Genomic DNA, 22,360 nt, shown 5'->3' with positions numbered 1-22,360 from the left:
CTTCCGCCGCGCGGTCCGCCAGATATCTGGTGTCCCCTGTCATCGCCCACATAGAGGAAGTGACGGACCGGTGAACTATTTTCAGCTTCTGGTTCGGCGGCTGGTTCAAGCGTTCGCGGTCTTCCGCGACCCGAACGCCGGCCTGCTGCTGCCCCTGCCCGAGCCGTTGGTCGAGCCCCGGCGCAGCGCCGATGATCTGGCTCGCGCCGCCCATGAGCAGGGCCGGTCGGACGGCGAGCGCTACCTCTACGACGGCTGGTCCTTCGGCCAGGAGGACGATTCACAAGATACGGATCTTGTTCCGGAGTACGTCCGAAGGCTGCGGAACGACTGCGAGACCGCCATCAACGAGTACCGAGACCGCAATGAGTTGACGTCGGCGCGGCTCGCCGATCTCGATCGGCGGGCGCGGGACGCGGAGAGCCACATGCGCGCGGCCCGCGACCGGATGGCCGTGGCCGCGGTGCGTGACCGGCTCGACGAGGAGGACTCCCTGCGGGCGTTTCTTGGCAAGCGCAACGTCAACGCGGACACGCTGAACCTGCCGCCGCTCGAGGCGGAGGTCTGGGAGGGTGAAGCGCCGCCCATGCACCCGCTCTGGAAGGCAGGTTTGCTGTGCTTCCTCATCGCCGTCGTCTTCGAGATCGTGCACTACGTCGCGGAGTCGTACCTGCCCGCGACTGGCCTGGGCGCGAGGACGGTGCTGGTCATGACGATAGCGGTGGCGGGGCTGACGGTCCTCGGCCCGTTCGTGTCCGGTCAGCTCTTCCGGCACCGGCACGCGACCGGCGCCGACCGTGTCCTGACCGGGCTGACGTTCGCGCTCCTGCTGCCGACAGTCGCCACCGTGCTGGGCTTCGGACTGGTCGCCGCGCGGCTCTTCGACCGTGGCGTCACGGCAGGCACCGGCATCCTGGGTGGCGTCGACGGCTCCCAGTCGGCCGCGCTGGGGCTCACCCCAGCGACCCTCGTCGTCGTATTCGACGTCGTGCTCGTCCTCGCGTGCACGATGGCGTACATCCTCGGGCTGGCCGAACGTCACCCGTTCCAGCGGGCTTTCGTGCGCAACCAGGCGATCCGTGACCGCACTGTCCTGCTCGCCCAACGCATGGGTACCCGCATCAACCCGGACTTCCGGGCGACGCCGGCTGGAGGCGACGGCGACCGTGAGTTGGCGATCCGGCACGCCTACTTCGCTGCCGAGAACGCCTACTACGCGGGCCTTATCGAGGCGGTGGCCGACCCTACGTTCACCGACGCCGTGCTGCGCCGCCGCAACCTTGCGGCGCTCCCGCAGGTCGTCGCCGGCGGCCCCGGCGCGGCGGAGGGCGCGGCATGACTGACGCTCTGCGGCTGACGCGGGCCCACTTTCCGGTGACCGCGCTCGGTCCGGGCACGCGGTTGGGCATCTGGCTGCAGGGCTGCCCGCTCGCGTGCCCGGGCTGCGTCGCGAAGGACACCTGGGACCCTGACGGTGGCGTGACGGTCGGCGTGGACGTGCTGCTCGACGACGTCCGTCGCGCGATCGAGGAAGGCGGGGACGGCGTGACGGTCAGCGGGGGAGAGCCGTTGGAGCAGGCGGAGCCGCTCGCCGCTCTGCTCCGCGGAGTGCGTGAGCTGAGCGCGAACGCCGTGACGCCGCTGGACATCCTGCTCTACACCGGGTACGAACGCGCGGAGCTGGACGTGTCGCAACTGGCGACGGCGGCGCTCGCCGACGTCCTCATCACTGGCCGGTATGTGGTGACGGCGCCGACAGGGCTCATCTGGCGGGGCTCGGCCAACCAGGAAATGCACCTGCAGACGCCGCTCGGCCGCACCCGGTACGCATCGTATCTGGACTATGAGCCCGCGGCTCCGCCCATCCAGATCGAAACCAGCCCCGACGGCGACGCCTGGTGGGTCGGTGTGCCCAACAAGCCGAACACCGCCAGAGCCATCGAGGACGGCCTCAGGGCGCTCGGCTACCGGGTGACGTCCGTGAGCTGGCGTCGCCCGGCACCCTGAGGCCGGCCCCCAGCCTCCGTCAGCTCAACGACTGATCATGCGTCGGTACCATGGCAGCTCGCTGGCGCGCGTCAGGCGTTCCACGCGCATCGCCGCCTCGGCCTTCAGCCGCCGCGCGGCGGACTCGCAGCGCTCCAACTCGACGGCGTACAGCTGGGCCCGGCTGACCCGAAGCTCGGCGAGCTGCACGTGGAGCGCCGCGGCCTCGGCGAGGTCCCGCCGGATCGCGGCCAGCCGGGGCCGCGCCCACCGAAGCCGCCGGTTGGCTCGGCGGTACTGGGCGATCTCCCGTCGGGGCCGGTGGAACCCGGCGGTGATGGCGATCGCGCCTGTCAGCACGTACAGGAACAGGAGCAGCATCGCGCTCAGGGCCGGCGAACCGTCGCTGGTGCTGGTCGTCGTTGCCGCGTCGCCCTTCACGAAGTCGCCCAAGGCGTCGCCGCTGACCGGTGGAGGAGCGAGCAGCCGGAAGACGAACGCGCCGACGCCCATCGCGGCCCAGACCGCTGACAGCGTCCAGCCGCCGACGGCGCGTCGGATACCACGGCGGGTCTCCCGGGCGGTCTGGAACATCTCGCCCGCCCAGTGGGCCACATACGTCGTGGTCACGGTCAAGGCGAGAACGAGCGGGAAGACGAATCTGTCGTTGGCGACGCGCTCGACGACCTGCCGGAAGGTGATGAGGTCGGCCAGCATCGCCAGTAGCAGCACGACCAGTAGAACGATCCGCGTCACCATGCCCCGCCCGACCAGCTCGCCCACGTTGCCGTGCTGGTATCCATTCTCCTCCACGCCGTCCGGTCCGGCGGGCATGGGAGTGTCGCGGTCCTCGACCCGTCGGCGCGCCGACCGACGCTGGTACCTCAGGTGGGCTACCACGTCCTGCTGCTGTTCCTCATCCTCGCGGTACTTGACCGCCAGGCCGTTCAGCCGCGCCTCGAGCTCGCCGATCTGGGCGTCCTCGGACTTCTGGTGGCGCAACAGCTCAGCGCGCATGTCGATGACATGCGAGTCGATGACCTCGTCAACCGCCTGCACCAGAACCATGGGCACGCCGTAGCGTCCCTCCTGGGTGATGTGCTGGCGCATCTGGGCGCGCAGCTCCGTCTCAGTGTTCATCCGCGGGACGGGCAGGCTGCTCAGTTCCGTCAGCCGCTTCGCCACCCGTCGCAGTTCCAAACGTCGCTGCTTCTTCTTCCTCATCCAGTACTCCAGCTGTTGTCTGCGCGCCGTCGGGTGCGGGGGGATGGGGAACCCACCTGGGCAAGGGAATCTCGGGGATGTTCAGGAGCGGGTAGAGCGTCCGGCCATCGGGATGACTGCGGGCCAGCGCGTCGATGTACGCCGTCATACGGCGCTGGTACAGGTCCTGCAGGCGCCGCGCGCGCACGCCGAAGTCGGCCATCGCCTCGTCGCGACGACGCTCGGCGGAAGCCAGGTCGGCCTTCCGCTGTGCCAGGTGTTGACGGGCCCCGTCGACCTCGGCCCGCGCCCGCGCGATCCGCCTGGAGCGCGCGACCTCCCGCCGGTTGCGCAGCGTCTCCGCGGACCAGCGTTCCTCCTCGGGGTTGCGGGGACGCAGCTCCTCCTCGGTCAGCGCGGCCGCGGCGGCGCGGAGATTGTCCTCGGCCCGCCCGAGCGCCTGTACTGCCTGCTCGATGGCGTCGCGGCACTGCCTGATCTCGTGCCTCGCGTGCCGTCCGGTGCGTTGGAACAGCGGGTAGAGCTCGTTCAGCCGTCCGTTCAGCTCGGCCAGCAGGACGAGCTGATAGCCCACGGCCAATTGGCCGCCGTTGACCAACACCTCCTGGTGCCGGCGGCGAACCTCGGCGAGCGCCGGGGTGCGCTGCTCGCCGTCCCGCCGGCCGCGCGCCTCGTCCCGCCGCCGTAAAGCCGTGGGGTATGAGCCCTCCGCTGTATCTGCCACGGCAGTCTCTGACGGACCGTGTGCTGTCCGTCAGTGGCAAGCATGAGGCGATCCAGGCACAAGCGAATCGCGGTGCTGGCACTGTGTGTCCTGCTCAGCGTCCCGACGACCACCGGATGCGGCGCGTTCAAGGAGCTGGTGTTCGGGTCGGAGTTCACGTTCCAGTGCCCGCAGCCGGTGCACCCGCCGCTGGTCATCGCGGTCGGCGTGCGGGCCAACAGCCCGGCGCCGACGTTGCCGACCGAGGTGCGCCAACTCGTGGCGGACACCACGAACGGGTGCGGAAAGATCACCGTGGTCCGTGTGGACGGCCGGCCGACCGTCTCCGGCTCGGCGACGTTCACCACCGCGGCTCAAACGGAACAGAATTTTGAGATGGATAAACGGTCTTTTGCCGAGGGAGTCGTCAGGATGCTCAACGCGGCGAGGGCGCAGGCGCCGCAGGCGGACATCCTGGGTGCGTTGAGCATCGCGGCCGGCGCGGCCGGAGATGATGGCACGGTGGTGCTCATCGACTCCGGCGTCCAGACGACCAGGCCCATCGACTTCCGCAAGAACAAGCTGCCTGAGAAGAAGCCCAAGGTGATCGCGGACGCGCTGAAGCGCGAGGGCCTGTTGCCGAACCTCAAGGGCCGGACCGTGGTGCTGTCGGGTCTCGGGTACACAGCGGAACCGCAGGCCGCCCTCGACGACCGTAGCCGGGCCTTTGTCGTGGATCTGTGGCGGGCGATCGTGGTGAGGGCGGGGGCGGGTGAGCCGTTGGTCCTGGCCGAGCCCAACACCGCGGACGCGGCGACGCGGAGTCCGGAGGTCGGCATCGTCACCTTCCCCGTCCACGGGATCCAGCTGACCTGCAATGCTGAGTCGGAGCTCCCGGACGACAAGGAGGTGGGCTTCAAACCGGACGAGGCGGAGTTCCGTGATCCCGTCGCCGCACGCGCCGTTCTCAAGAAGTTCGCCGACTACCTCAAGACCGTGCCGACCGCCACTGTCGAGATCAGGGGCTATGTTGCGCATTACGGCACCGGCGACCTGTCCCAGCGGCGCGCCGACCGGGTGAAGCAGGAACTCGTGTCGCTCGGCGCGCCCAATCCGATCAGCGCGATCGGCAAGGGGTGGGGACCTGAGCCCCATCCGACGGCGCCCGGCAATCCCCGGTTTGACCAGTTGAACCGCAAGGTCACCATCGCTATCTCCTGCCCGTAGGGTCCCGGTCCGGTCCCCGGTGCGGCTCACCGCACCGGGGACCGGACGGTCCCTAGGCCTCTGCGGCGGTCCGGAGCGCAGCGAGCCATGGGTAGTCGAGGGGCACGGCGCCGACGGCCTGTCGAAGGGTGATCCGGTCATCGCCGGTCGCGGCGTCGCCGGCCGCCCGGCACAGGCACCGCAAGGCGTGCAGCGTCACGAGGTCGGCGGCGTCCTGGACCACACCGTTGGCCATCAGAGTGTCGATCCGGTCGGCGAAGGGGGCGGCGACCGTGGCCAGCGGCTGGCCCGGTGGCTTCCCGCCGTCGACGAAGGCGCCGAGGGCGCCGATGATCGGCACGACGGCCGCATGGTCGTCTGGAATCGAGTGGGCCGCGCGCCACAGGCGTTGTGTGCCGACCGCCAGGTCGATCCCGTCGTCCGCGTGGTCGCGCCGGTGGCGCAGCAGCAGCGCGGACGCGTACAACAGGTCGTCGATCGCGGCGGTGACCCCGTCAGCGTCGGCGTCGGCGAGGATGCTGGCCATGGCGACCAGATCGTCCACCGTCTCGCCTGACGGCGCGGGTGTGGTGGGGCGGAGGAGTTCGATCGCGGCCCGCCAGACGTCGAGGTCCGGGTCGCCGACGGTGGTCAGCACCAGCGCGTGCAACGCCGCGCGCGTGTCGTCGTAGTCAGTCTTCTTGGCCACCACCGGCGGCCGGGTGGGCGGAGGCGGCGCCTGAGGACCGGGATCCTCTACCACCGCGACGGGCCGGTCCAGCGGGTCGATGACCGAGACCCCGTCGGAGTCGAAGAACTCCATGCGGAGCGGAACCATCGGTCCGGTCATGCCAAGGCCGCGCCCACCCGACTGGAATCTCGCGCTCAGCGTCTGGATCTTTTCCATGGTGCGGATGAGGCCACCGGCGTCGAAAGACATGGGTCGGGCGTTGAGCCCTCGAAAAAGGTCCCGCAGGACCTCCGCCATCTCGATGAACGCCTCGGCAGCTCGGACGAGGTCGGAGCTGCCCGTGCGTGCCTGCGCCGCGGAGTGGAACAGTTCGATGGCCCGGTCAGTGTCATCCACTGTGGTCGGCACGCCAGCTCCGTAGATCGCCTCGCGGACGAAGTCAGGCGACCGGAGCTGTTCGATCACCCGGGACAGGTAAAGCTGTCCGAGCTGCAACCGGGCCCACGCGCTGATGAGAGGCGGAACCACGGGACTGCCCACAGCTTCCTCGAGCATGTGGATACCGGTGTCGCGGTCGCGCGCGGGGCCGAGATGCACCGTATGGCGGATGGCGAGCAGGTTGCCCAGCAGGGCGGCCACCTTCGCCCGGGCCGGGCTGCCGAATTGAAGGTACGAGTAGGACTCGTCGAACGCGGCGATGGCGGCGTCGAGGTCCGGTTCGGCTGAGGCAGCCCCGGCGCCAACGCGGGTGTACCGCTCCATCAGCATCTGCCCGAGGCGGGCCAAAGGGATGGCGCGGGCGGGGTTGGGCGGCTCGGGAAGTTCCGCCCTGGCTCTCGCGATCTGGTCGTCTGTCGACATCACACTCCATTTCCGTACGGGACGTCCGGCCGGATCAGTGGCCCCAGTGCACGAAACCCGCCCAGGCCACCACCGGTGCGGGTACGTCGTCGGCGGTCGGAGCGACTACGCCGGCCGGCAGTTCGAGAGGCTTGCGACGCTGGGGGTGGAGCAGCCACAACTGCGCCTGGCGCAGGGCCTGCCACGGCGGGAGGTGCTCATGCCGGAGGTAGTAGTGGAACATGAACATCAGCGAGGAGGTCGCTTCGTCCGGGACGCTCCACTGGGTCGACAACACGGTCCGCGCGCCGCCGGCCAGGAAGGCGGTGGCCAGGCTGAACGCCTCGTCGTATCCGTAGATCGAGCGGCCCGTGTTACAGGCGGCGAGGACGACCAGGCTCACGTCCCGTCCCTCGGCGCTCGCCATGAGCTCGACCAGCTCCGCGGCGCTGAGCTCACCGGGACCATCGGCATCGGTGTCGCTCGCGAGGAGCAGGTACGACTTCGCCTGCGCGGGGTCGGTCCGGTAATCACCATGGCACGCCAGATGGATCATTGTCCCGGCCTGGGGTCGCCGGTCGGTGAGCCACGCACGGACCTGGCCGGCGGTACCCGCGCCCGTCGAACTCTCCGATCCCTTGGGCAGCCGTCCGAGATAGCGGGCACCCGGATAGAAGGCGCCTCTGATGGCATAGGCCTCCCGCCGGGCCGCTTCGAGGTCGGGGGCACGGCCGCCGGTGTCCGGGTCGCCGACCAGCAGTCCCGCCTGCGACAGCGGCACCTGGGTGCGCGCCGCCGAGTCACACAGCATGCGGGCGGACGCGACAAGGGAGAATCCCGCGAGCTCCACGGCGTACACGCCGTCGGACCGCCGGGCCGCCTGCCACGGAATGCGCGCCAGGTCGCCGATCGGGACGAGGACGATCCGTCGGTCCCGCCGCCCCGTCGAACTCCATTGCCGCCCGTCGACGTACTGCTCCAGCAGCGGTCCGACAGCGGCGCGCCATGCCCAGTCGCACATCCGGTCGGTGCTGCCGGTCAACTCGTCGTGCCCGGATGCGTCCAGGTCGCGAGTGAGCGCACGAAGGTAGCGGTCCACCACGAGGTCCTCGGTAAGGTTCAGGTAGGGCAGCGCCACAAAGCCCGCCGGTCCGTCAACCGGGGCGATGAGCGCCCAGCCCGGCAGGGGTGGCTCCGCCGGCACGAGATATACCAGGGCGTCCGCGTCCAACGCGGCGAGCGCGGCCTGGATCTCCGACAGCTCGCGCGGCTCCGTCATCTCCCGGAGATTCCCGGGTCCGCTGGAAAGCGCCTCCCATACCGTCCGGCGGTCGGTACCGTCCAACTGCGACGCGAAGTCCCGACGGGTGACAGCGGCGAAGAGCATCAGTGCCCGTCCGGCGTCGATGGCCGTCAGCGCGTCGGCGGGCCGGTTGTCCCTGGCGAACCGGCGCGCGGCGTCGACGGCCGTATCGGCGGCTTCGCGTACGGCGGTTGGCAGCCCGACGGCGTCGGACTCCAGCAGGGCGCGGACCGCGAAGCCGCGGAGTGCGTCGCGAGTCGACTCCTGAGCGTCCTGGTCGCGCCCGAGCCGCTCCAAGCCGCCCCTGAGCATGTCGTTGACGTACGTCCAGTGCGGATGATGCGGTCCTCCCATGCTGTCCTTCGCCTGCCGGAGCAGGTCGACCGCTTCGTCGAGGCCGTCCACGGTGGCGGTGATGTCCGCGCGCTGCATCAGCGCTAGCGCGAGCGTCGACAGATAGAACGACCGTCGCGTGTCGTCGTCCGAACACGACGCCACGGCCTGGCGCCCATGATGGATGCCCAGGTCGACACGGGCCACGTCGGTTTCGGTGCCCGCGTTGAGTGCGCACATCGTCACGTTGACGTGGGCGAATGCGCGGTCGGCGGCTGTGGCGCCGGGGCGTAGCGTCGCCGCGATCAGGCCCGCTAGCCCTGCGTCGCTGGGCCGCGACGGCGGTCGGTCCTCGGCGTCGAGGGCAGACCGCATCGATTCGATCATGGGTGCCGTGTCCGCGACCGCTTCCCGCATACCGTCGATCCTCGACAGGTGATCAAGGTTGGTGGCGAGCTGATCCAACACCTCGCGCCTCGTGGCCTGGTCGCCGGTCTGGGACGCGGCCGCCGCGTCGACCATGTTCATGATGAACGCGTGCAACTCCGCCACCGCCGGCACGCCCGTGAGCCCGTCACCAAGAGCCGCCACGTCCTCCCGCACGCGCCGCAGCGCGCCGAAGTCGCCGTCACGCTGGGCGCGAAGAAAGGCGAGTCCGGCGCGAGCCGAACCGACCCCCAGCCGCACTGCCGGATCATCCCCGAGGTCGAACGCGTCGATCTCGGCCAGCGCCGCATCAATGTCGTGGAGCTGACCCTGGCCCGCGGCGTACAGCAGTGATTGGGCCCGTGCCACCGGGCGAATGCGCGGCCACAGGGAGCCGGGCGGTGGGCAGCGGTCCGCGATCGCGATCAGGTCGTTCATGTGCCGCAGCCAGATGGTGCCCAACCCGTGCTCCGCGCCCGCGTTGACCAGCGCGACGACGACATCGGCAGCGAGGCTGCCACGTTCGGGCAGGCTCTGCGGCAGTTGGCGGACCAGGGCGATCGCGTCCTCGAACGCGGTCACCCCGCCGCGGACGACGGTGGCGACGGCCATGCGACACCGCGTCAGGTCGACCGCTTCCGCGGACGGGTCCATCAGCTCTCCTTCCCGGGCTCCTGAACGAGTGCTGACGGACCGGAGGCGCTTGGCGTGCGGCGGGTCATCGCAGCAGAGTCGCCACCGTCGTCACGCCGACACACCGCGCGGGCGCTTCCGCGTAGCCTGGTCGACTCGAACCACCAGGCAGGGGGGCCGACACGGTGACGGGCAGGGCCGCGGAGCTGGCTGACGAGCAGGGCTACTTCGATCGGGCCGAGGAGCACCTACGACGCCGCATGGCGGAGACCGCCGCACTGGCGGATGGGGCCGCCGACCGGGCCGCGGCCCGGTCGCTGCGGGCGCTCAGCCGGGAGCAACTCGCCCGCCTCGGGGACAGCACGGCGGTGGCCGTGGGGCGCATCGACGCCGAGGACGGCGAGCGGCTCTACATCGGCCGGCATCTGATCCGTGATGAGGAGCGCAACATCCTGGTGGTCAGCTGGCAGGCCGACGCGGCGATCCCCTACCACCAGGCCAGCCCCGCCGACCCGCACGGATTGACCCGCAAGCGGACCTACCGCTGCGAGGGCAACACCATCCTGGACTTCTCGGACGTGCTGTTCGGGGAGCTGGCCGACGCCATCGACAGCCACCTGCTCGGCGAGCTGGCCCGCCGCCGGGACGGCACCATGCGCGACATCGTGGCCACCATCCAGGCCGCGCAGTTCGACCTCATCCGGGCGCCGATGGATCAGCTACTGGTGATCGAGGGCGGTCCGGGCACCGGAAAGACCGCGATCGCGTTGCACCGGGTCTCGTGGCTGCTGTTCCACAACCCCGACCGGCTCAATGCCGATGACGTACTCGTCGTCGGCCCGCACCCCACCTTCACCCGTTACATCGGGCAGGTGCTGCCGGCGCTCGGCGACGCCGATGTCGCGCTCCGGCACGTCGGCCAGCTGGGCCCCGAGGTGCCACGCGGGCGTGACGAGCCGGCCGAGGTGGCGGCGCTCAAGGGCGATGCCCGGATGGCTGGGCTGCTGGCGCGGGCGCTCGACGCGCGCATCGGCGTACCCGAACCAGCGGAACGCCTGATGGTCGGCAACCGGTTCATCACGCTCCCCGGTCCCGACGTCGCCGCGGCGCTCACCGACAGCCGCGCGGCCACCCTCGGGTACGCCCAGCGGCGCACCCTGTTCCGGGACAAGCTGACCGAGCTCGTCGCCCAACGACTCGGCACCGGCCCCGGCCGCCTGCCCGCCCTGGACAACCTCGTCGACCGGCTCTGGCCGCAGCTGACCGTACCCGCCTTCCTCCGTGATCTGCTCGCCTCGCGCGACCGGCTGCTCGCCGCCGCGGCCGACCAGTTCACCGCCGCGGAGGTGACGCTGCTGCACCGCCGCGGCGCGGACCGCCTCTCGCAGGAGCACTGGTCCGCAGCGGACCTTCCGCTGCTCGACGAGGCGGACGCGCTGATCAACGGTGTGCGGCGCCGGTATGCGCATATCGTCGTGGATGAGGTTCAGGACCTGTCGCCGATGCAGTTGCGCAGCGTCGCCCGCCGGTCGGCGACCGGCTCGTTGACCATCGTGGGTGACCTCGCCCAGGCCACCGGTGCGTGGGCCGCGCAGACCTGGGAGGAGATCACCCGCCACCTGCCGGACACGCTGCCGGTCGCGATCCGGCCGCTCCGGTACGGCTACCGAGTACCCCGACAGGCGTACGCCTTCGCCGCCCGGCTGCTCCCGGTCGCCGCTTCCACTGCCACCGCTCCGGAGGTCGTTCGCGACGGACCGAGCGAGCCGGTCGTCCACCAGGTGGCCCTCACCGAGCGGGCCGGGCAGGTCGCGGCCGTGGCGATGGCACGCGCGGGCGAAGGTGCGTTCGTCGGCGTCATCTGCCCGGATCGCTGCCGCCGCGAGGTGGAAACCGCGCTGGCCGCCAACGGCGTCACCTGGCGCAGCGCCGACCGGGGCGAGCTGGGCGGGGCTGTCAACCTGGTCAGCCCACGCGAGGCGAAGGGCCTGGAGTTCGACGCCGTCGTGGTCGTCGAGCCCGAGGCGATCGTCGCCGAAGACGAACGCGGGCATCGCATGCTCTACGTCGCGCTCACCCGAACCACCGCGACCCTCGACGTGGTGTGCGTGGGCGATCCGATGCCGCTCACGGCGCAGCAACCCGAGACCGTCCGTCCGAAGGAAACTGTCGACGCAGGCCGTCACCTGGTACCGCTGGCTGACTACGTCGCGAACCGCATCCGGGCGACCCTGCCGCCGTCGCACTGGGAGGAGGTGCTGACGCTCGTCCGCGACCGGCTCACGGCCGCGGACCCGTCAGACCCGCCCGGCGCTTGAGCGCCGCACCATCGCATCGGCGTCCAGGCGCCGCCCGACCAGCAGTTCCACCATCTTGTTGATGACCACGTCCCGCTTCGCGCTGCTTGCGACGGGGATGTCCAGTTCCGCGCAGACCTGCTTGTACTGCGGGACGGTCAGCTTCAGGTCGTTGAGATAGCGGGTGGCGGCCGCCCGGTCATCGATCTTCGCCAGTTCGGCGCTGATCTGCGTCGCGGAGGCCGGAGCCGGCTTAGCGGTCGCGGGCGTGCGTCTGGCAGCCGCGGCCGACGGGCCGGACACCCGGGCACCCTTGGGCAGCACGGCCAGCCGAGCCTCACCGGTGACCAGATCGGCGACCTGAGCGGGCGGTAGCTTACGCAGAAAGTCGCCGACCATCACCAGCACGCGTTGGGTCAGGTCGATAGCGGGTTCGGTCACTGAGCGCTCCTCGTGATGGGGCAGGCAAGCGTCGCGTCTACCTCAGACGCGGATCTTCGCATAGAACTCGCTGGTCAGCTGATGCAGCTCATAAAGAACCGTGTCGTTGATCCCGGGCGTGAGCACGACGGGCAGGCTGCCCTCGCCACCCTGGCCGAAAAGCGCGCTGCTCTGCCGCATGGTCTGGCGGAAGACCGGCAGTTCGGTCGCGGCGAGGGCCCTGATGTTCTCCCGATGCACCGTGATCGGCCGTACTCCCGTGTACTGCACCATCGTGACGACGACGCCCATGATCTCCGGGGTGATCGGCGGAACCGTCCCGCTGTCGGCCAGCACCACCTTGTTGTAGTCACCGACCAGGTCGGAGAGCCGGCCACGCAGGTAGTTGATGCCCAGGCTGGACAGGTAGTCCGGCTTGGCCGGCACCAGCACCCGTTCGCTGGCCACGATGCCGGCCCGGGTCGCCATGCCGAAGTTCGGCGGACAGTCGATCAGCACCACGTCGTACTGCCCGAACGCGTCATCCGCCAACGCGTCCGCCAGCATCCGGTGCACGCGCAGGAAGTTAGGGCTCGTCACCTGGAACCGCGAGCCGCCCAGCTCGGCAGCCAGATCCTGATCAACATCGATCAGCCCCAAGTGGGACGCGATCAGATCAAGCCGGCCGCCGTTGGCGGCAACGAGCTCGTTGACGCGCGTCGGCGTCAACACGAAGTCAGCCAGCGGCGTTGGTTGCCCGTCCGACAGCAGCGCGCCGATCCACTGCAGGATCGTGCGCTCATCCTGCAGCTCTTCTTCCCACTGCCGCGCGGTGTAGAACGAAAACGTCAAACTCGACTGAGGATCAAGGTCGATCAACAGGACGGTCCGGCCACGGTTGGCCAACTCGGCACCGATGTTCGCGGTCAGGGTCGTCTTGCCGACCCCGCCCTTGTAGTTGATAACCGAGACGGTCCGTGGCATGGCAGGCATCCTGCCACCCCACCCGGGATCGTGACACCTACGCCGGTCGGCGTCGCGAGTCCGAAGGACCACGTGAAGCCGGCTCGGCGTGCCCTTGGCCGAGTGCGCGGGCCGTCTTCATCAAGTTCACCCCCGACCACAAGGGACGCTGTCTCAGGCGTTGGCCGTTGGTCGGCGGTCACCGCGGCACTGCCTTGGGTACGGATGAGGCGGGCGGCTTTGATGACCGCGTCCTTATTGCCCGATGCGGGCCAGCTCTGCGACCAACTCAGGCGCACCGGGTCGTCGACGTAGTCCAGTCCGGCGGCCCCGAGCTGCGTCTGGCCGTTGGCGTACTGCACGGCGATGTTGCCCGTGGTGATCTCGACCATACCGTTGTCGAGCATGGACACGGCCTTGCCCACCGCCTTGACCCCCGGCGGTGCCGACGGCAGCTCGCTCAGTGTGTCCATGACGTGCCCGCTGACCTCTCCAGCACGGCATCGCTGGCGTTCGCGGCGTTCTGGCGCAACTGGTGCCAGCGGCGCGCCCAGTAGGCGCCTGCCGTGGCGAGGATCCCGCCCACACCTGCCGCCAGCCACTTGAGCCAGTCGCCGCCGCCGTCACTTGTACCGCTGCCACCCTCAACTGGGGCGCTGACCCTGTGGTACCGCACCAAGCTCGAAGAGCCGACATCGCCGGCCCGTACTCCACTGTGCGGGTCCGGTTCGTAATCTCCTGGCACGTGGATTCGAGCTGCACCACAGCGTTCTCTGGTGGCAGCACTCGGACGTACCCCATCGTCAACGGAACGCCGGCAGCGCTGGAAGCCCTCGTCCTCTGCTAGCCCGGTAGGTCGCAACCAAATCGGTCGGCGCAGTCCTGAGCGCGCGCCGACTACACGGCCAGTACATCCCCATCACCATCCTGGCGCGCCCCGGAATTAATGAACTTCGCGCGCCGGAATCGCCTTCGAAATGAGCGGAGGAATCGCCATGGCCATGATCGGCCAAAGGATCGCTGCCGGCGCATTGGCGGCAGTCGGCATGTCCGGCGCCGTTGTGGGCGCCGCCGCGAGTCCGGCATTCGCCGGCCCGCTGGCACCGCAGTGCGTAACCACAAGCACCTCCAGCAGCGGCGTTGTCACCACATTTCTCGCCCTCAACAATTGCTCCTACACAGTGAAGGTCAAGTTTATTATCGCCTTCCACGTCGACTCGGGCTGTTACACCATTAAGCCGGGTGGCGGCCTGGCCTACCTCGAGGAACTGAATTCCTGCTGAGCCGGCAGGACAACGGCCGGCGGTGCCGAGCGGTTATCGTGGGGCGCCGCCGGCCGGCCGGGCAACCATTGAGCGGTGGCGGAAAGCGGCGCCGCAGGGGCACGCCATAGAACCCACGCAGAGCGCAAAAGGGGATCGGACAATGGAGCACACCGTCGTAGCGAGCGGATTGACACTCCACTATGGATCGACCCGCGCACTGGAGGACGTCGGCTTCGCACTCCGCCCAGGGACCACCGGGCTGCTCGGCCCGAACGGCGCCGGCAAGACCACCCTGCTGCGCATCTTGGCCACTGCCCTCCTGCCACGCAGCGGCGACCTGAGCATCCTCGGCTACGACCCGGCCACCCCGGAAGGGCGGCTGGCCGTCCGGCGGCGGCTCGGCTTTCTTCCGCAGAACCCCGGCTACTACGCGCATTTTACCGCCTTTGACTTCGTCGACTACGTGGCGATCTTGAAGGAGATGTCCGACCGTGCCTCCCGCCGGGAAGAGGTACGGCGGGTACTCGAGCAGGTGGGCCTGACCGCCGACGCCGGGAAACGGCTGCGCACTCTGTCCGGCGGGATGAGGCAACGGGTCGGTCTTGCCGCCGCTCTCATCGGTGACCCGCCGCTGCTGATCCTCGACGAGCCGACCGTCGGCCTCGATCCGGAGCAGCGCCTGCGCTTCCGGGAACTGTTGGCGGAGTTGGGCGAGACCCGGACGGTGCTGCTGTCCACCCACCAAACCGAGGACGTGATCATGGTCTGCCAGCAGGTAGTGGTCCTGCACCAGGGCCGGGTGCGGTACGACGGCACGCCCGCCGACCTGACCCGTCTGGCCCACCAACGGGTCTGGCTCAGCGACGCCCGACCGGAGCGGATGCTGGCGAGCTGGCGCGCCGGCGACGGGCGCTACCGCAGTATCGGTGACCCGCCGCCGGACGCCGAGCTGGTCGAGCCGACCATTGAGGACGGCTACCTGACCCTCGTCGAGGCACACCCGGCGGTGACAAGCCGATGAACGCCACGATCACCTCCGTCGCGCCGGCAACCGGTGACCTGGTCACCCCACACGGCAGTGCTGGCGGCTCCACGATGGCCCTGGCCAGGGTGGAGGCCGGACGGTTGCTCCGCCACCCGTTGACCGTCATCGCCCTGTTCCTGTTGACCGTCTACTGGGCGTACCCGCTGGTGACCGGGGCCGACTCGGTGCACTTCGCGGTGCTGCAGAATGCCGACCGGGCCACCCAGTTCCCCTGCGCCTTCCTACTCGGCGGTGCCGCCATGATCGTGTCCAATCTCGCGGTGCTGCGCTCCCGGCGGTTCGGAACCGATGCCGTGCTCGACGTGGCGACGTTGACCCGGTCCCACCGCACCGCCGCCCACCTCCTGGCGCTGGTGCCGCTGGCGGTACTGGCCACTGCACTGGTGGTGGCGCAGATCGTGGCTGTGGCCGCCCAGCCGGCCGCCGTCGGCCGGATCAACCCCGCAGAGTTGGCGGTAGGACCCCTGTGCGTGATCCTGCTCGGCTGTCTCGGCGTCCTGCTGGGCCGGCTGGTACCCCTGCCGGTCGTCGCGCCACTGGCCTTGGTGGCGTTTGCCGTGGTCACCCTTATCCCCGCCATTCCGGGCATCGCGAGCGGCAGTGGTCCGCAATGGCAGTGGCTGTTCCCGGTCGCGTACGAGGACCACAACGACAACCCGCTGCCGGCTGACCTGCTCAGCCGTCCCGTCGCCTCGCACAACTTCTACCTGCTCGCCCTCATCTTGCTCGCGGCGGCGGTGTCGCTGCTGGCGGGTCGTGGCTCCGCCCAGGCCGGCACAGCCGCCGTGCGTCGCGTCACCGCCATCGTGGCCGCAGTGGTCTTACTGGGGGTCAGTACGGCAGTACAGATCGCCCGGCCCTCGGCCGCTGTGCTCGACGCGCGGACCAGGGCGGCCCAATCGCCGGCAGCCGGCCAGGTCTGCCGGAACACGCAGCCGTGGACGTACTGTGCCTATCCCGACTTCACCGGCCGGATTCCGCATTGGGACAGGTTGGTACGTGCCGTGGTCGGACAGGTCGCTCCGGTGACCAGCGTCCGGCCGCTGACCGTCCGCCAGCATGTTCGCGCCGACCAGGGACCCAAGCCGATCACCGAGGTCATGCCGGCGGCACCGGTTGCCGGGTGGCTCAGCGACGCCGCCGCGGCGGGATACCCACCCGAGGACGTCACCGTGGGTACCGCATGGAGCGCCGAGGCGGAGTTCGCGTTCGCCGCCAGTGTGGCCAGGGCCGTGATAATCGGCGGGCCGCCGCCGAGCCGCATCGACCCGGCGTGCGGCGCCCGCGGTGTGGTGATCCTCTGGTTGGCGGTACAGGCGTCGCCCCGGTCCGCCCGAGGGCTGGCCCAACTGGAGTCCAGTTCGAGCGCGGGCGTCGCGTTCTTCACCGGTGGGTACGGCAGCGGACTGGTTTTCGATGTCCGTCAACTCGAGGCGGTCCGGAACCTCGCCCGGATACCGGCCGCGGACGTCGGCGCCCGGATGCGCCAATCGCTGGCCGCGCTGACCGCGCCAGGCGCGACCACTGAGGACGCCGCCCAACTGCTCGGCGCGGGCCAGTTGACGGCTCCCTCGATCGACAGCGTGGACCGTTGCTGACCGGCGAGGGGACGGACGCCCGAGGGCACAGACCGGCACGCTCTGTCGGGGTACCCATCGGTGTGCCGGTGCTGCTCGTCATCCGACGGACGATGGACTGGCGCCCGCTGCTTCTCGCGGCCGTGGTCGGTACGGTCATCCCAGCTGTGCCGGCGATGGCCCATGTCCACCTCGGCGCCGCCGATCTGTGTCTGCTGCTCCGGCTGGGCGGTATATGCGGGGCGCTGGGAGCGGCCTTCGCCCTCGACGACGCGGCAGCGGGAGCCACGACCACAGTCCCAGTGGGACGGCTGTGGCGTACCTGTGCGCGGGTCGCCTGGCTCACCGCCGGGCTCGGGCTGTGGTGGCTGGTCATGCTCCTGATCGCCGGGTGGAACGCACACGTGTCCGGCGTGCGGCTTCCCTTGGGTGGACTGAGCGTGGAGGCGGCGGCCGGGGCCGCCATCGCGGTCGCGGCCGCCGTCGTCGCGTTGCGACTGCGGTCCCCTTCCGGTGGCCCCGGCCTCGCCGGTGGAGTGAGCGGCGCGGCAACGCTGCTGGGTGTCGTCGTGGCCGTCAGTCTGCTGCCTGCGGACCTAACGTTGGTGGTCCCGCCCGACTCGCCCCGCTGGCCAGCGGTCCATCTTGTCTGGGCGGGTGTGCTCGTGGCCGCGCTGGCCGTCATGGTGGTCGCCAGCGCCGAGCCGCTTCGTCAGCGCCGCCGCTAGTCCACGCCACTGCTGGGACCGCTGGGACCCGACTGCATCCTCGCCTGACCCACCGAACCAGGTGGCTCGACCACACCGGCGACCTGCCCATCATCGAGGGCACCCTCGTCCGTCTGCAGATCGAACACCAACCCGGAGACCGCGACCCGAAGCCGGTGTGGCTGTGGTCATCAGCGACCGCCGCTACCGCCACGCATGTCGACCGCTGCTGGAAGGCGTTCCTACGCCGCTTCGACCTCGAACACACCGTCTGCCCTGGTCAAGCAGACCCTCGGCTGGACCCGCCTGGCCAAGTACGCCACGAAGTCCACCGAGGCGACCGGTCACCTGTCCGGCCGGCTCACCCCGGAGACCATCGACGTGTACGTCGACTCCGGCGGCGGCCACATCCAGGGCCTATCGACGCGTGCTGGCGCCTCGGCCGCCCCACCGGTATGCGGGCGGGGCCCGCACTGTCCCGGCCGGCCGGACGGCCAAGCCGGTCAGGCGGCCGGCGCCCGGTGGACGTGCCCGGACTGCGACGGCACGACCCGACTCACCTCGTTCCCCGATGCACACCGGCCACCACTTCTACTTCGAAGACGCGAAGAACCAACCGCTCCTCATGGGAATGCTCACCCAGACCCTGGCGTGGCGGTACGCGCAGCAGTTGGTGGCGCCGGCCGAACTGCAGGCCCGCCCGCAGGTTCAGGTCGCGTTGACCTTCCCGCCCCACGACCATCGGCCAGGGCGTGGCCACATCGACGGGATCACCCCACCAGAGGACGACGGCCGGCCGGGCACGTTCACCATGCTTGCCGGGATCGTGCTGTCCGACCAGACCCGCGACGACATGGGCAACCTGGTGGTCTGGCCCGGAACCCACCTCCGTACCGCCGACTACCTGCGGGAGCACGGCGCGGACGCGATCCTGTCCACCGGCGGATACCCGCCGGTGGAATACGGTGACCCGGTCCAGGTCCACGCCGCACCTGGCGACCTGATCCTCGCCTCCTACCTGCTGTCGCACAACATCAGCGCGAACACGTCACCGGTGATCCGTAGGACGCTCTGCTACCGGCTCCACGTCCGCGACCACCGGCACAATTGGCGGCGGGCCGTCACCGACTCCCTCGCCGAATTCCCCGCCACCCAGTCCACCTGATGCGGCCGGGACCTATGGGGGCGTCCGGACCATATGAGTGCAGCGCTGTCTTGTGCCCATGCCGGGCGGACTGGGCTGGTCGCCGTGGCCTGTCACGGTTGGCGTCGGTACTGCGAACACGCGGCGATGAGGGCCGCTGGCGTGAGGGCACCGACATCGGCGGTGAACTCATCCAGGAAGGCGGCGTACCAGGCGGGTGCGTCAGGTTCTCCCATGAAGTGCGGCTCGTAGTGGGTGCTCGCCCAGTCGAAGTACCGGTTGTCCCTCTCACCGGCCTCGGCCACCATCCGCAGCGTCGACCGGCCCAGGTGCACGACGTAGCCGTGCCTGGTGAACGCGACCTCGGCCGTACCGACGCCAGCCTCGATAGCCGACCGTTGCAGAGCCTGTGACGGGCTGCCGTGCTCGGCGAACCGGACGATCGACGCCCGCCACACCTGAGAAGGGTCGAGCAGCCTGGTCGCGTTGACGGAACAGGGCCTGCGGGTTGGACTCGCCGGCAACCAGACCGCCCGCGCGGAAGTGATCCTGCGGTCGCTGGCGTTTTCGGTGGATGTGATCGGTACATCGGATGGATGGGGTGTGGAGAAGCCGTCCGCGGCGTTCTTCGATCGTGTCGTGCTGGAGGCTGGTTGCCCGGCCGAGCAGGTGCTGTACGTGGGTGGCCGGTTAGACAACGACGTACGGCCGGCCCAGCAGGCGGGCCTGGCGGCGGCATTGATCCGTCGCGGCCCGTGGGGTTATATCCTCGACGACCCCGAGGTGGCGCAGCGGTGCTTGTTTCACCTGAGCAGTCTTGATGAGCTACCCGATCTGGTACGCAAGCACAACGAAGCGGTCGTCTAAGCGGGCAGTGCTCGAGGTGACGCGGTGAGGGTGAGAAGCCGCTCGTCCAGTTGGTTGCCCGCAAGGCTGTGGCCGAGCGTGGCCCGTGCGGTACGGACGCGATCGGCACCCGCGTCGTACCAGTCGGTGTTCAGGGCGTCGATGGCCTGGTGCAGGTAGGTTGCCACGCGGTCTCCGTCGTCGGGGTGCGTGGAGGCTAGATTAGCGAGTACGACGCTGCGTTGCTTCGCGCCGGCGGGACCGAGGCTGTTGAGGGCTGTGGTGAGGTGCTCGGCGGCTGCGTCGTGATCGCCGACGGTGAGCGCGGCGTATCCGGCGAACGTGTGCAGCCGGCTGCTGTTGAAAAAGTCGAACCAGGCAGGCAAGGGTTCGTCCATGTCGGACGCCGCGGTGGCCAGGTCGATGTGATGGCGGGCCGCTTTGACATAGGAGGCACCCTTCGAGGCACCTGACGTCCACAATGGAAATGAGAAAGCCTCCGCTCTGGGGTGTTTTTCCAGCTCAGAGGCTTGATCAATTGCGCGCCGCCAGGGACTCGAACCCCGAACCCGCGGATTAAGAGAACGACATTTCTGAATTTTTACTCTATCGGAGAGTAATCCTCGTGAGTCCGGATTTCTGGCGGTCATGTCCAGCCGAGTATGCGCTGGTCCAGACGGTGGACACGGTAAGTAACCAGGCCGCCAGGTCTGGCGGGTCTGCAAAGTCCGGCACGGGTGGCGTCAATCCGGTCAGTCCGTGAACATCCGAGCAACCGTCGAGCGACCAGGCCAGGCTTCAGGGCCGTACTGGTCCAGGTCCTGCATCGACGAGGTGGAGGCCATCGTGTGCCACGAAGTCTTCGTAGTCCTTGACGTTGAACGTGGCCAGCGGTAGCCCGTGGGCGAGGCAGCAGGCCGCGATCCAGGTGTCGTTGACCGGGCGCGGCCGACCGCGGTGCTGGGCGCGGGCCTGCAGCTCACCCCAGACGAGGGACACGGCTTCGTTGTACGGGAGAAGGACGACGTCGCTTCGCCACTCGCGCAGGCCGGCGAGACGGCGCGGTCCCCAGCTGCGCAGGTGCGTCCATTTGGTCAACTCGCCCAAGGTCACAAAGGTGATGCACACCGTCTGACCCGCGAGTCGTGCTCGGAACTGATCAGGGAGACGTCCGCGCAAGGCTGCCGACGCGACGTCGGTGTCCAGGACGACAAAGCTCACGCGACGTCAGCCCGCCGCGATTCGTACAGGTCGGCCAGGAACTCGTCCAGCTCATCGTCGGACTCGAAGGTCCCGGGACGGGCCAGCTCGTCCGCCGAGGCAATGGGCCGCACACCCTGTTGCCGGGCAAGCTCCGCAACCGGGACATGATCATTTGACGGCCAGTTGGTCTGACCACCCGCTGGACTCGCTGTCATGATCCACCTCCTGCCTCTCCGTCTCAACCCTCGCTCGATACGTTCGATATTAGTCATAACCAGGCGATTATCGCGCTGCGCGATCCGGCCGACCTGTAGTTCGCCCGATAGGTCTCAGTCCAGTCAGGGACAGCGTTCGGGGCGTATCGGCTCCAGTTATTTGGAGCGGACCGAGCATGCGCCGATATTGAGCCCGTGTCGTGCGACGATGCGGCGGTGGGGTTGGCGGATGGGGCCGCGGCGGGTGAAGTCGACCGGTTGCGGCGGGAGCTGGATCGGTTGCGGGCGGAGAACGGCCGCCTGACCCGGCTGCTGGATCTTCAGGGTCGTGACACCGCGCCGGCCCACGAACAGCTCGCTGTGCCGGCACCCAGGTTGGTGACTATGACGTCGCCGGTGCAGGACAAATTGGCCCTATATGTCGATCGGTTCCGATCGCGTACGGATGTTCACGCCGTTCGGTGGGAGAACCTTCGGACGGGGCAGGCGGGGTGGATGCCTGCGGTGGCCGGGGGGTGGCGCAAGGGTATGGATCGCCGCGGCGCGCAGCATCTGCCGTTGACGGACCGGGTGGTCGGCGCGCATCTGGTCGGCGATGCGTTCATCGGGTTGTACCCGCTGTTGAAGGACAACACGTGCCACTTCGTGGCCGCCGACTTCGACGGCCCAGCGGCGATGCTCGACGCGCTGGCCTACGTCAAAGCGGCACGGGCCAACGGCGTACCGGCCGCGCTGGAACTGTCGCAGTCGGGCCGCGGTGCGCACGTATGGGTGTTCTTCACCGAGAAGATCGCCGCGTCGACCGCTCGGGCGGTCGGCACCGTGCTGGTGCATGAGGCGATGGTGCTGCGCGGTTCGATGGACCTGCGCTCCTACGACCGACTGTTTCCCAACCAGGACGTGTTGCCCGACGGCGGGTTCGGCAACCTGATCGCCGCCCCGCTGCAGGGCCGGCGGCGCCGTGACGGGCTGACCGTGTTCCTGGACCTGGCGACCCTGGAACCGTACGAGGACCAGTGGTCGTTCCTGTCTACGGTTGACCGGCTCAGCCCTGGCGACGCGCAACGGGTCGCCCGGCAGGCGAAGCGGACGCTGGTCGGGAGCGATGTCGCGAGTATGAGCCGGTCGGAGGCGACCAAGGTCCATCCGCCGTTACCGGTAGTAGTGCACGCCGAGCTTGGCGCCGGGTTGCGGGTGGGGCTATCGCAGCTGCCGCCAGCGGCGTTGGCCACGTTCAAGCACGCCGCGTCGATGGCCAACCCGAAGTTCTACGAACTGCTGAAGCGCGCTGGGTTTGGTGGAGGCTCCATTCCGTGAGGAGATGGAGTCATGG

The 22,360-nt window shown here is 69.3% G+C and carries 20 protein-coding genes and 1 pseudogene; 11 read left to right on the top strand and 10 right to left on the bottom strand.

The window, feature by feature from the left end:
* Window positions 1-70 precede the first annotated feature (70 nt).
* A complete protein-coding gene (locus ABD191_RS26695) occupies window positions 71-1,339 on the top strand; it encodes a hypothetical protein (RefSeq protein ID WP_344087962.1) in 1,269 nt (422 codons plus the stop codon).
* On the top strand, window positions 1,336-2,007 hold the full coding sequence (locus ABD191_RS26690) for a 4Fe-4S single cluster domain-containing protein (RefSeq protein ID WP_344087959.1): 672 nt from the start codon (window positions 1,336-1,338) through the stop codon (window positions 2,005-2,007). Before ABD191_RS26695 ends, ABD191_RS26690 begins: the two co-directional genes overlap by 4 nt.
* Before the next feature lie 24 nt (window positions 2,008-2,031).
* On the opposite strand, the gene ABD191_RS26685 is transcribed toward ABD191_RS26690, so the two are convergent.
* Both ABD191_RS26685 and ABD191_RS26680 read right to left on the bottom strand, forming a co-directional pair.
* Window positions 2,032-3,126, bottom strand: a complete 1,095-nt coding sequence (locus tag ABD191_RS26685) for a hypothetical protein (RefSeq protein WP_344087956.1) — start codon at window positions 3,124-3,126, stop codon at window positions 2,032-2,034.
* On the bottom strand, window positions 3,116-3,934 hold the full coding sequence (locus ABD191_RS26680) for a hypothetical protein (RefSeq protein WP_344087953.1): 819 nt from the start codon (window positions 3,932-3,934) through the stop codon (window positions 3,116-3,118). Before ABD191_RS26680 ends, ABD191_RS26685 begins: the two co-directional genes overlap by 11 nt.
* Window positions 3,935-3,976: 42 nt before the next feature.
* Here ABD191_RS26680 and ABD191_RS26675 point away from each other — a divergent pair, with 42 nt between their 5' ends.
* Window positions 3,977-5,140 (top strand): OmpA family protein, encoded by a 1,164-nt coding sequence (locus ABD191_RS26675; RefSeq protein WP_344087950.1) that lies wholly within the window; start codon window positions 3,977-3,979, stop codon window positions 5,138-5,140.
* 52 nt (window positions 5,141-5,192) lie between these two features.
* Here the strand turns inward: ABD191_RS26675 and ABD191_RS26670 are convergent, their stop codons facing one another.
* Both ABD191_RS26670 and ABD191_RS26665 read right to left on the bottom strand, forming a co-directional pair.
* On the bottom strand, window positions 5,193-6,671 hold the full coding sequence (locus tag ABD191_RS26670; protein ID WP_344087948.1) for a hypothetical protein: 1,479 nt from the start codon (window positions 6,669-6,671) through the stop codon (window positions 5,193-5,195).
* Between the two features lie 34 nt (window positions 6,672-6,705).
* Window positions 6,706-9,366, bottom strand: a complete 2,661-nt coding sequence (locus ABD191_RS26665) for a CHAT domain-containing protein (RefSeq protein ID WP_344087945.1) — start codon at window positions 9,364-9,366, stop codon at window positions 6,706-6,708.
* Between the two features lie 164 nt (window positions 9,367-9,530).
* Here ABD191_RS26665 and ABD191_RS26660 point away from each other — a divergent pair, with 164 nt between their 5' ends.
* Window positions 9,531-11,663, top strand: a complete 2,133-nt coding sequence (locus tag ABD191_RS26660) for a HelD family protein (RefSeq protein WP_344087942.1) — start codon at window positions 9,531-9,533, stop codon at window positions 11,661-11,663.
* Here ABD191_RS26660 and ABD191_RS26655 read toward each other — a convergent pair.
* Together ABD191_RS26655 and ABD191_RS26650 are read right to left on the bottom strand one after the other, a co-directional pair.
* Window positions 11,643-12,083 carry a hypothetical protein gene (locus ABD191_RS26655; protein ID WP_344087939.1) on the bottom strand — a complete coding sequence of 147 codons (441 nt, stop codon included), beginning with the start codon at window positions 12,081-12,083 and terminating at the stop codon, window positions 11,643-11,645. The genes ABD191_RS26660 and ABD191_RS26655 overlap by 21 nt on opposite strands.
* A gap of 42 nt (window positions 12,084-12,125) precedes the next feature.
* Window positions 12,126-13,046: a ParA family protein gene (locus tag ABD191_RS26650; RefSeq protein WP_344087936.1), complete on the bottom strand. Its 921-nt coding sequence runs from the start codon at window positions 13,044-13,046 to the stop codon at window positions 12,126-12,128.
* Window positions 13,047-14,020: 974 nt separating this feature from the next.
* Between ABD191_RS26650 and ABD191_RS26645 the strand changes: the two genes are divergently transcribed.
* From ABD191_RS26645 to ABD191_RS26620, 5 genes are all read left to right on the top strand, one after another.
* On the top strand, window positions 14,021-14,308 hold the full coding sequence (locus ABD191_RS26645; protein WP_344087933.1) for a hypothetical protein: 288 nt from the start codon (window positions 14,021-14,023) through the stop codon (window positions 14,306-14,308).
* A 142-nt stretch (window positions 14,309-14,450) separates the two neighbouring features.
* Window positions 14,451-15,311, top strand: a complete 861-nt coding sequence (locus ABD191_RS26640; RefSeq protein ID WP_344087930.1) for an ABC transporter ATP-binding protein — start codon at window positions 14,451-14,453, stop codon at window positions 15,309-15,311.
* The gene (locus tag ABD191_RS26635) at window positions 15,308-16,933 is read left to right on the top strand and encodes a hypothetical protein (protein ID WP_344087927.1); all 1,626 of its coding nucleotides are present in this window, start codon (window positions 15,308-15,310) and stop codon (window positions 16,931-16,933) included. Before ABD191_RS26640 ends, ABD191_RS26635 begins: the two co-directional genes overlap by 4 nt.
* Window positions 16,934-17,001: 68 nt before the next feature.
* Window positions 17,002-17,640, top strand: a complete 639-nt coding sequence (locus ABD191_RS26630; protein WP_344087924.1) for a hypothetical protein — start codon at window positions 17,002-17,004, stop codon at window positions 17,638-17,640.
* 550 nt (window positions 17,641-18,190) lie between these two features.
* Window positions 18,191-18,784 carry a phytanoyl-CoA dioxygenase family protein gene (locus ABD191_RS26620; RefSeq protein WP_344087986.1) on the top strand — a complete coding sequence of 198 codons (594 nt, stop codon included), beginning with the start codon at window positions 18,191-18,193 and terminating at the stop codon, window positions 18,782-18,784.
* Between the two features lie 92 nt (window positions 18,785-18,876).
* Here ABD191_RS26620 and ABD191_RS26615 read toward each other — a convergent pair whose 3' ends face one another.
* Window positions 18,877-19,221 (bottom strand): hypothetical protein, encoded by a 345-nt coding sequence (locus ABD191_RS26615; protein WP_344087921.1) that lies wholly within the window; start codon window positions 19,219-19,221, stop codon window positions 18,877-18,879.
* Window positions 19,222-19,240: 19 nt separating this feature from the next.
* On the opposite strand from ABD191_RS26615, the pseudogene ABD191_RS26610 reads away from it, so the two are divergent.
* Window positions 19,241-19,630, top strand: a pseudogene (locus ABD191_RS26610) (HAD family hydrolase); the annotation flags it as partial.
* Here the strand turns inward: ABD191_RS26610 and ABD191_RS26605 are convergent.
* From ABD191_RS26605 to ABD191_RS26595, 3 genes are all read right to left on the bottom strand, one after another.
* On the bottom strand, window positions 19,627-20,007 hold the full coding sequence (locus ABD191_RS26605) for a hypothetical protein (protein WP_344087918.1): 381 nt from the start codon (window positions 20,005-20,007) through the stop codon (window positions 19,627-19,629). The pseudogene ABD191_RS26610 and the gene ABD191_RS26605 sit on opposite strands and share 4 nt — an antisense overlap.
* A gap of 400 nt (window positions 20,008-20,407) precedes the next feature.
* A complete protein-coding gene (locus tag ABD191_RS26600; protein WP_344087915.1) occupies window positions 20,408-20,830 on the bottom strand; it encodes a type II toxin-antitoxin system VapC family toxin in 423 nt (140 codons plus the stop codon).
* Entirely contained in the window at window positions 20,827-21,027 is a 201-nt protein-coding gene (locus ABD191_RS26595) for a hypothetical protein (protein ID WP_344087912.1), read from the bottom strand. Before ABD191_RS26595 ends, ABD191_RS26600 begins: the two co-directional genes overlap by 4 nt.
* Window positions 21,028-21,222: 195 nt before the next feature.
* Between ABD191_RS26595 and ABD191_RS26590 the strand changes: the two genes are divergently transcribed.
* On the top strand, window positions 21,223-22,344 hold the full coding sequence (locus ABD191_RS26590) for a TOTE conflict system archaeo-eukaryotic primase domain-containing protein (RefSeq protein ID WP_344087909.1): 1,122 nt from the start codon (window positions 21,223-21,225) through the stop codon (window positions 22,342-22,344).
* The last annotated feature ends 16 nt before the right edge of the window (window positions 22,345-22,360 follow it).

It is taken from the genome of Luedemannella helvata, assembly GCF_039528415.1.
Lineage (GTDB): Bacteria > Actinomycetota > Actinomycetes > Mycobacteriales > Micromonosporaceae > Luedemannella > Luedemannella helvata.
The sequence above is the reverse complement of the archived record's forward strand: the minus strand, read 5'-3'. Positions and strand labels throughout refer to the sequence as shown.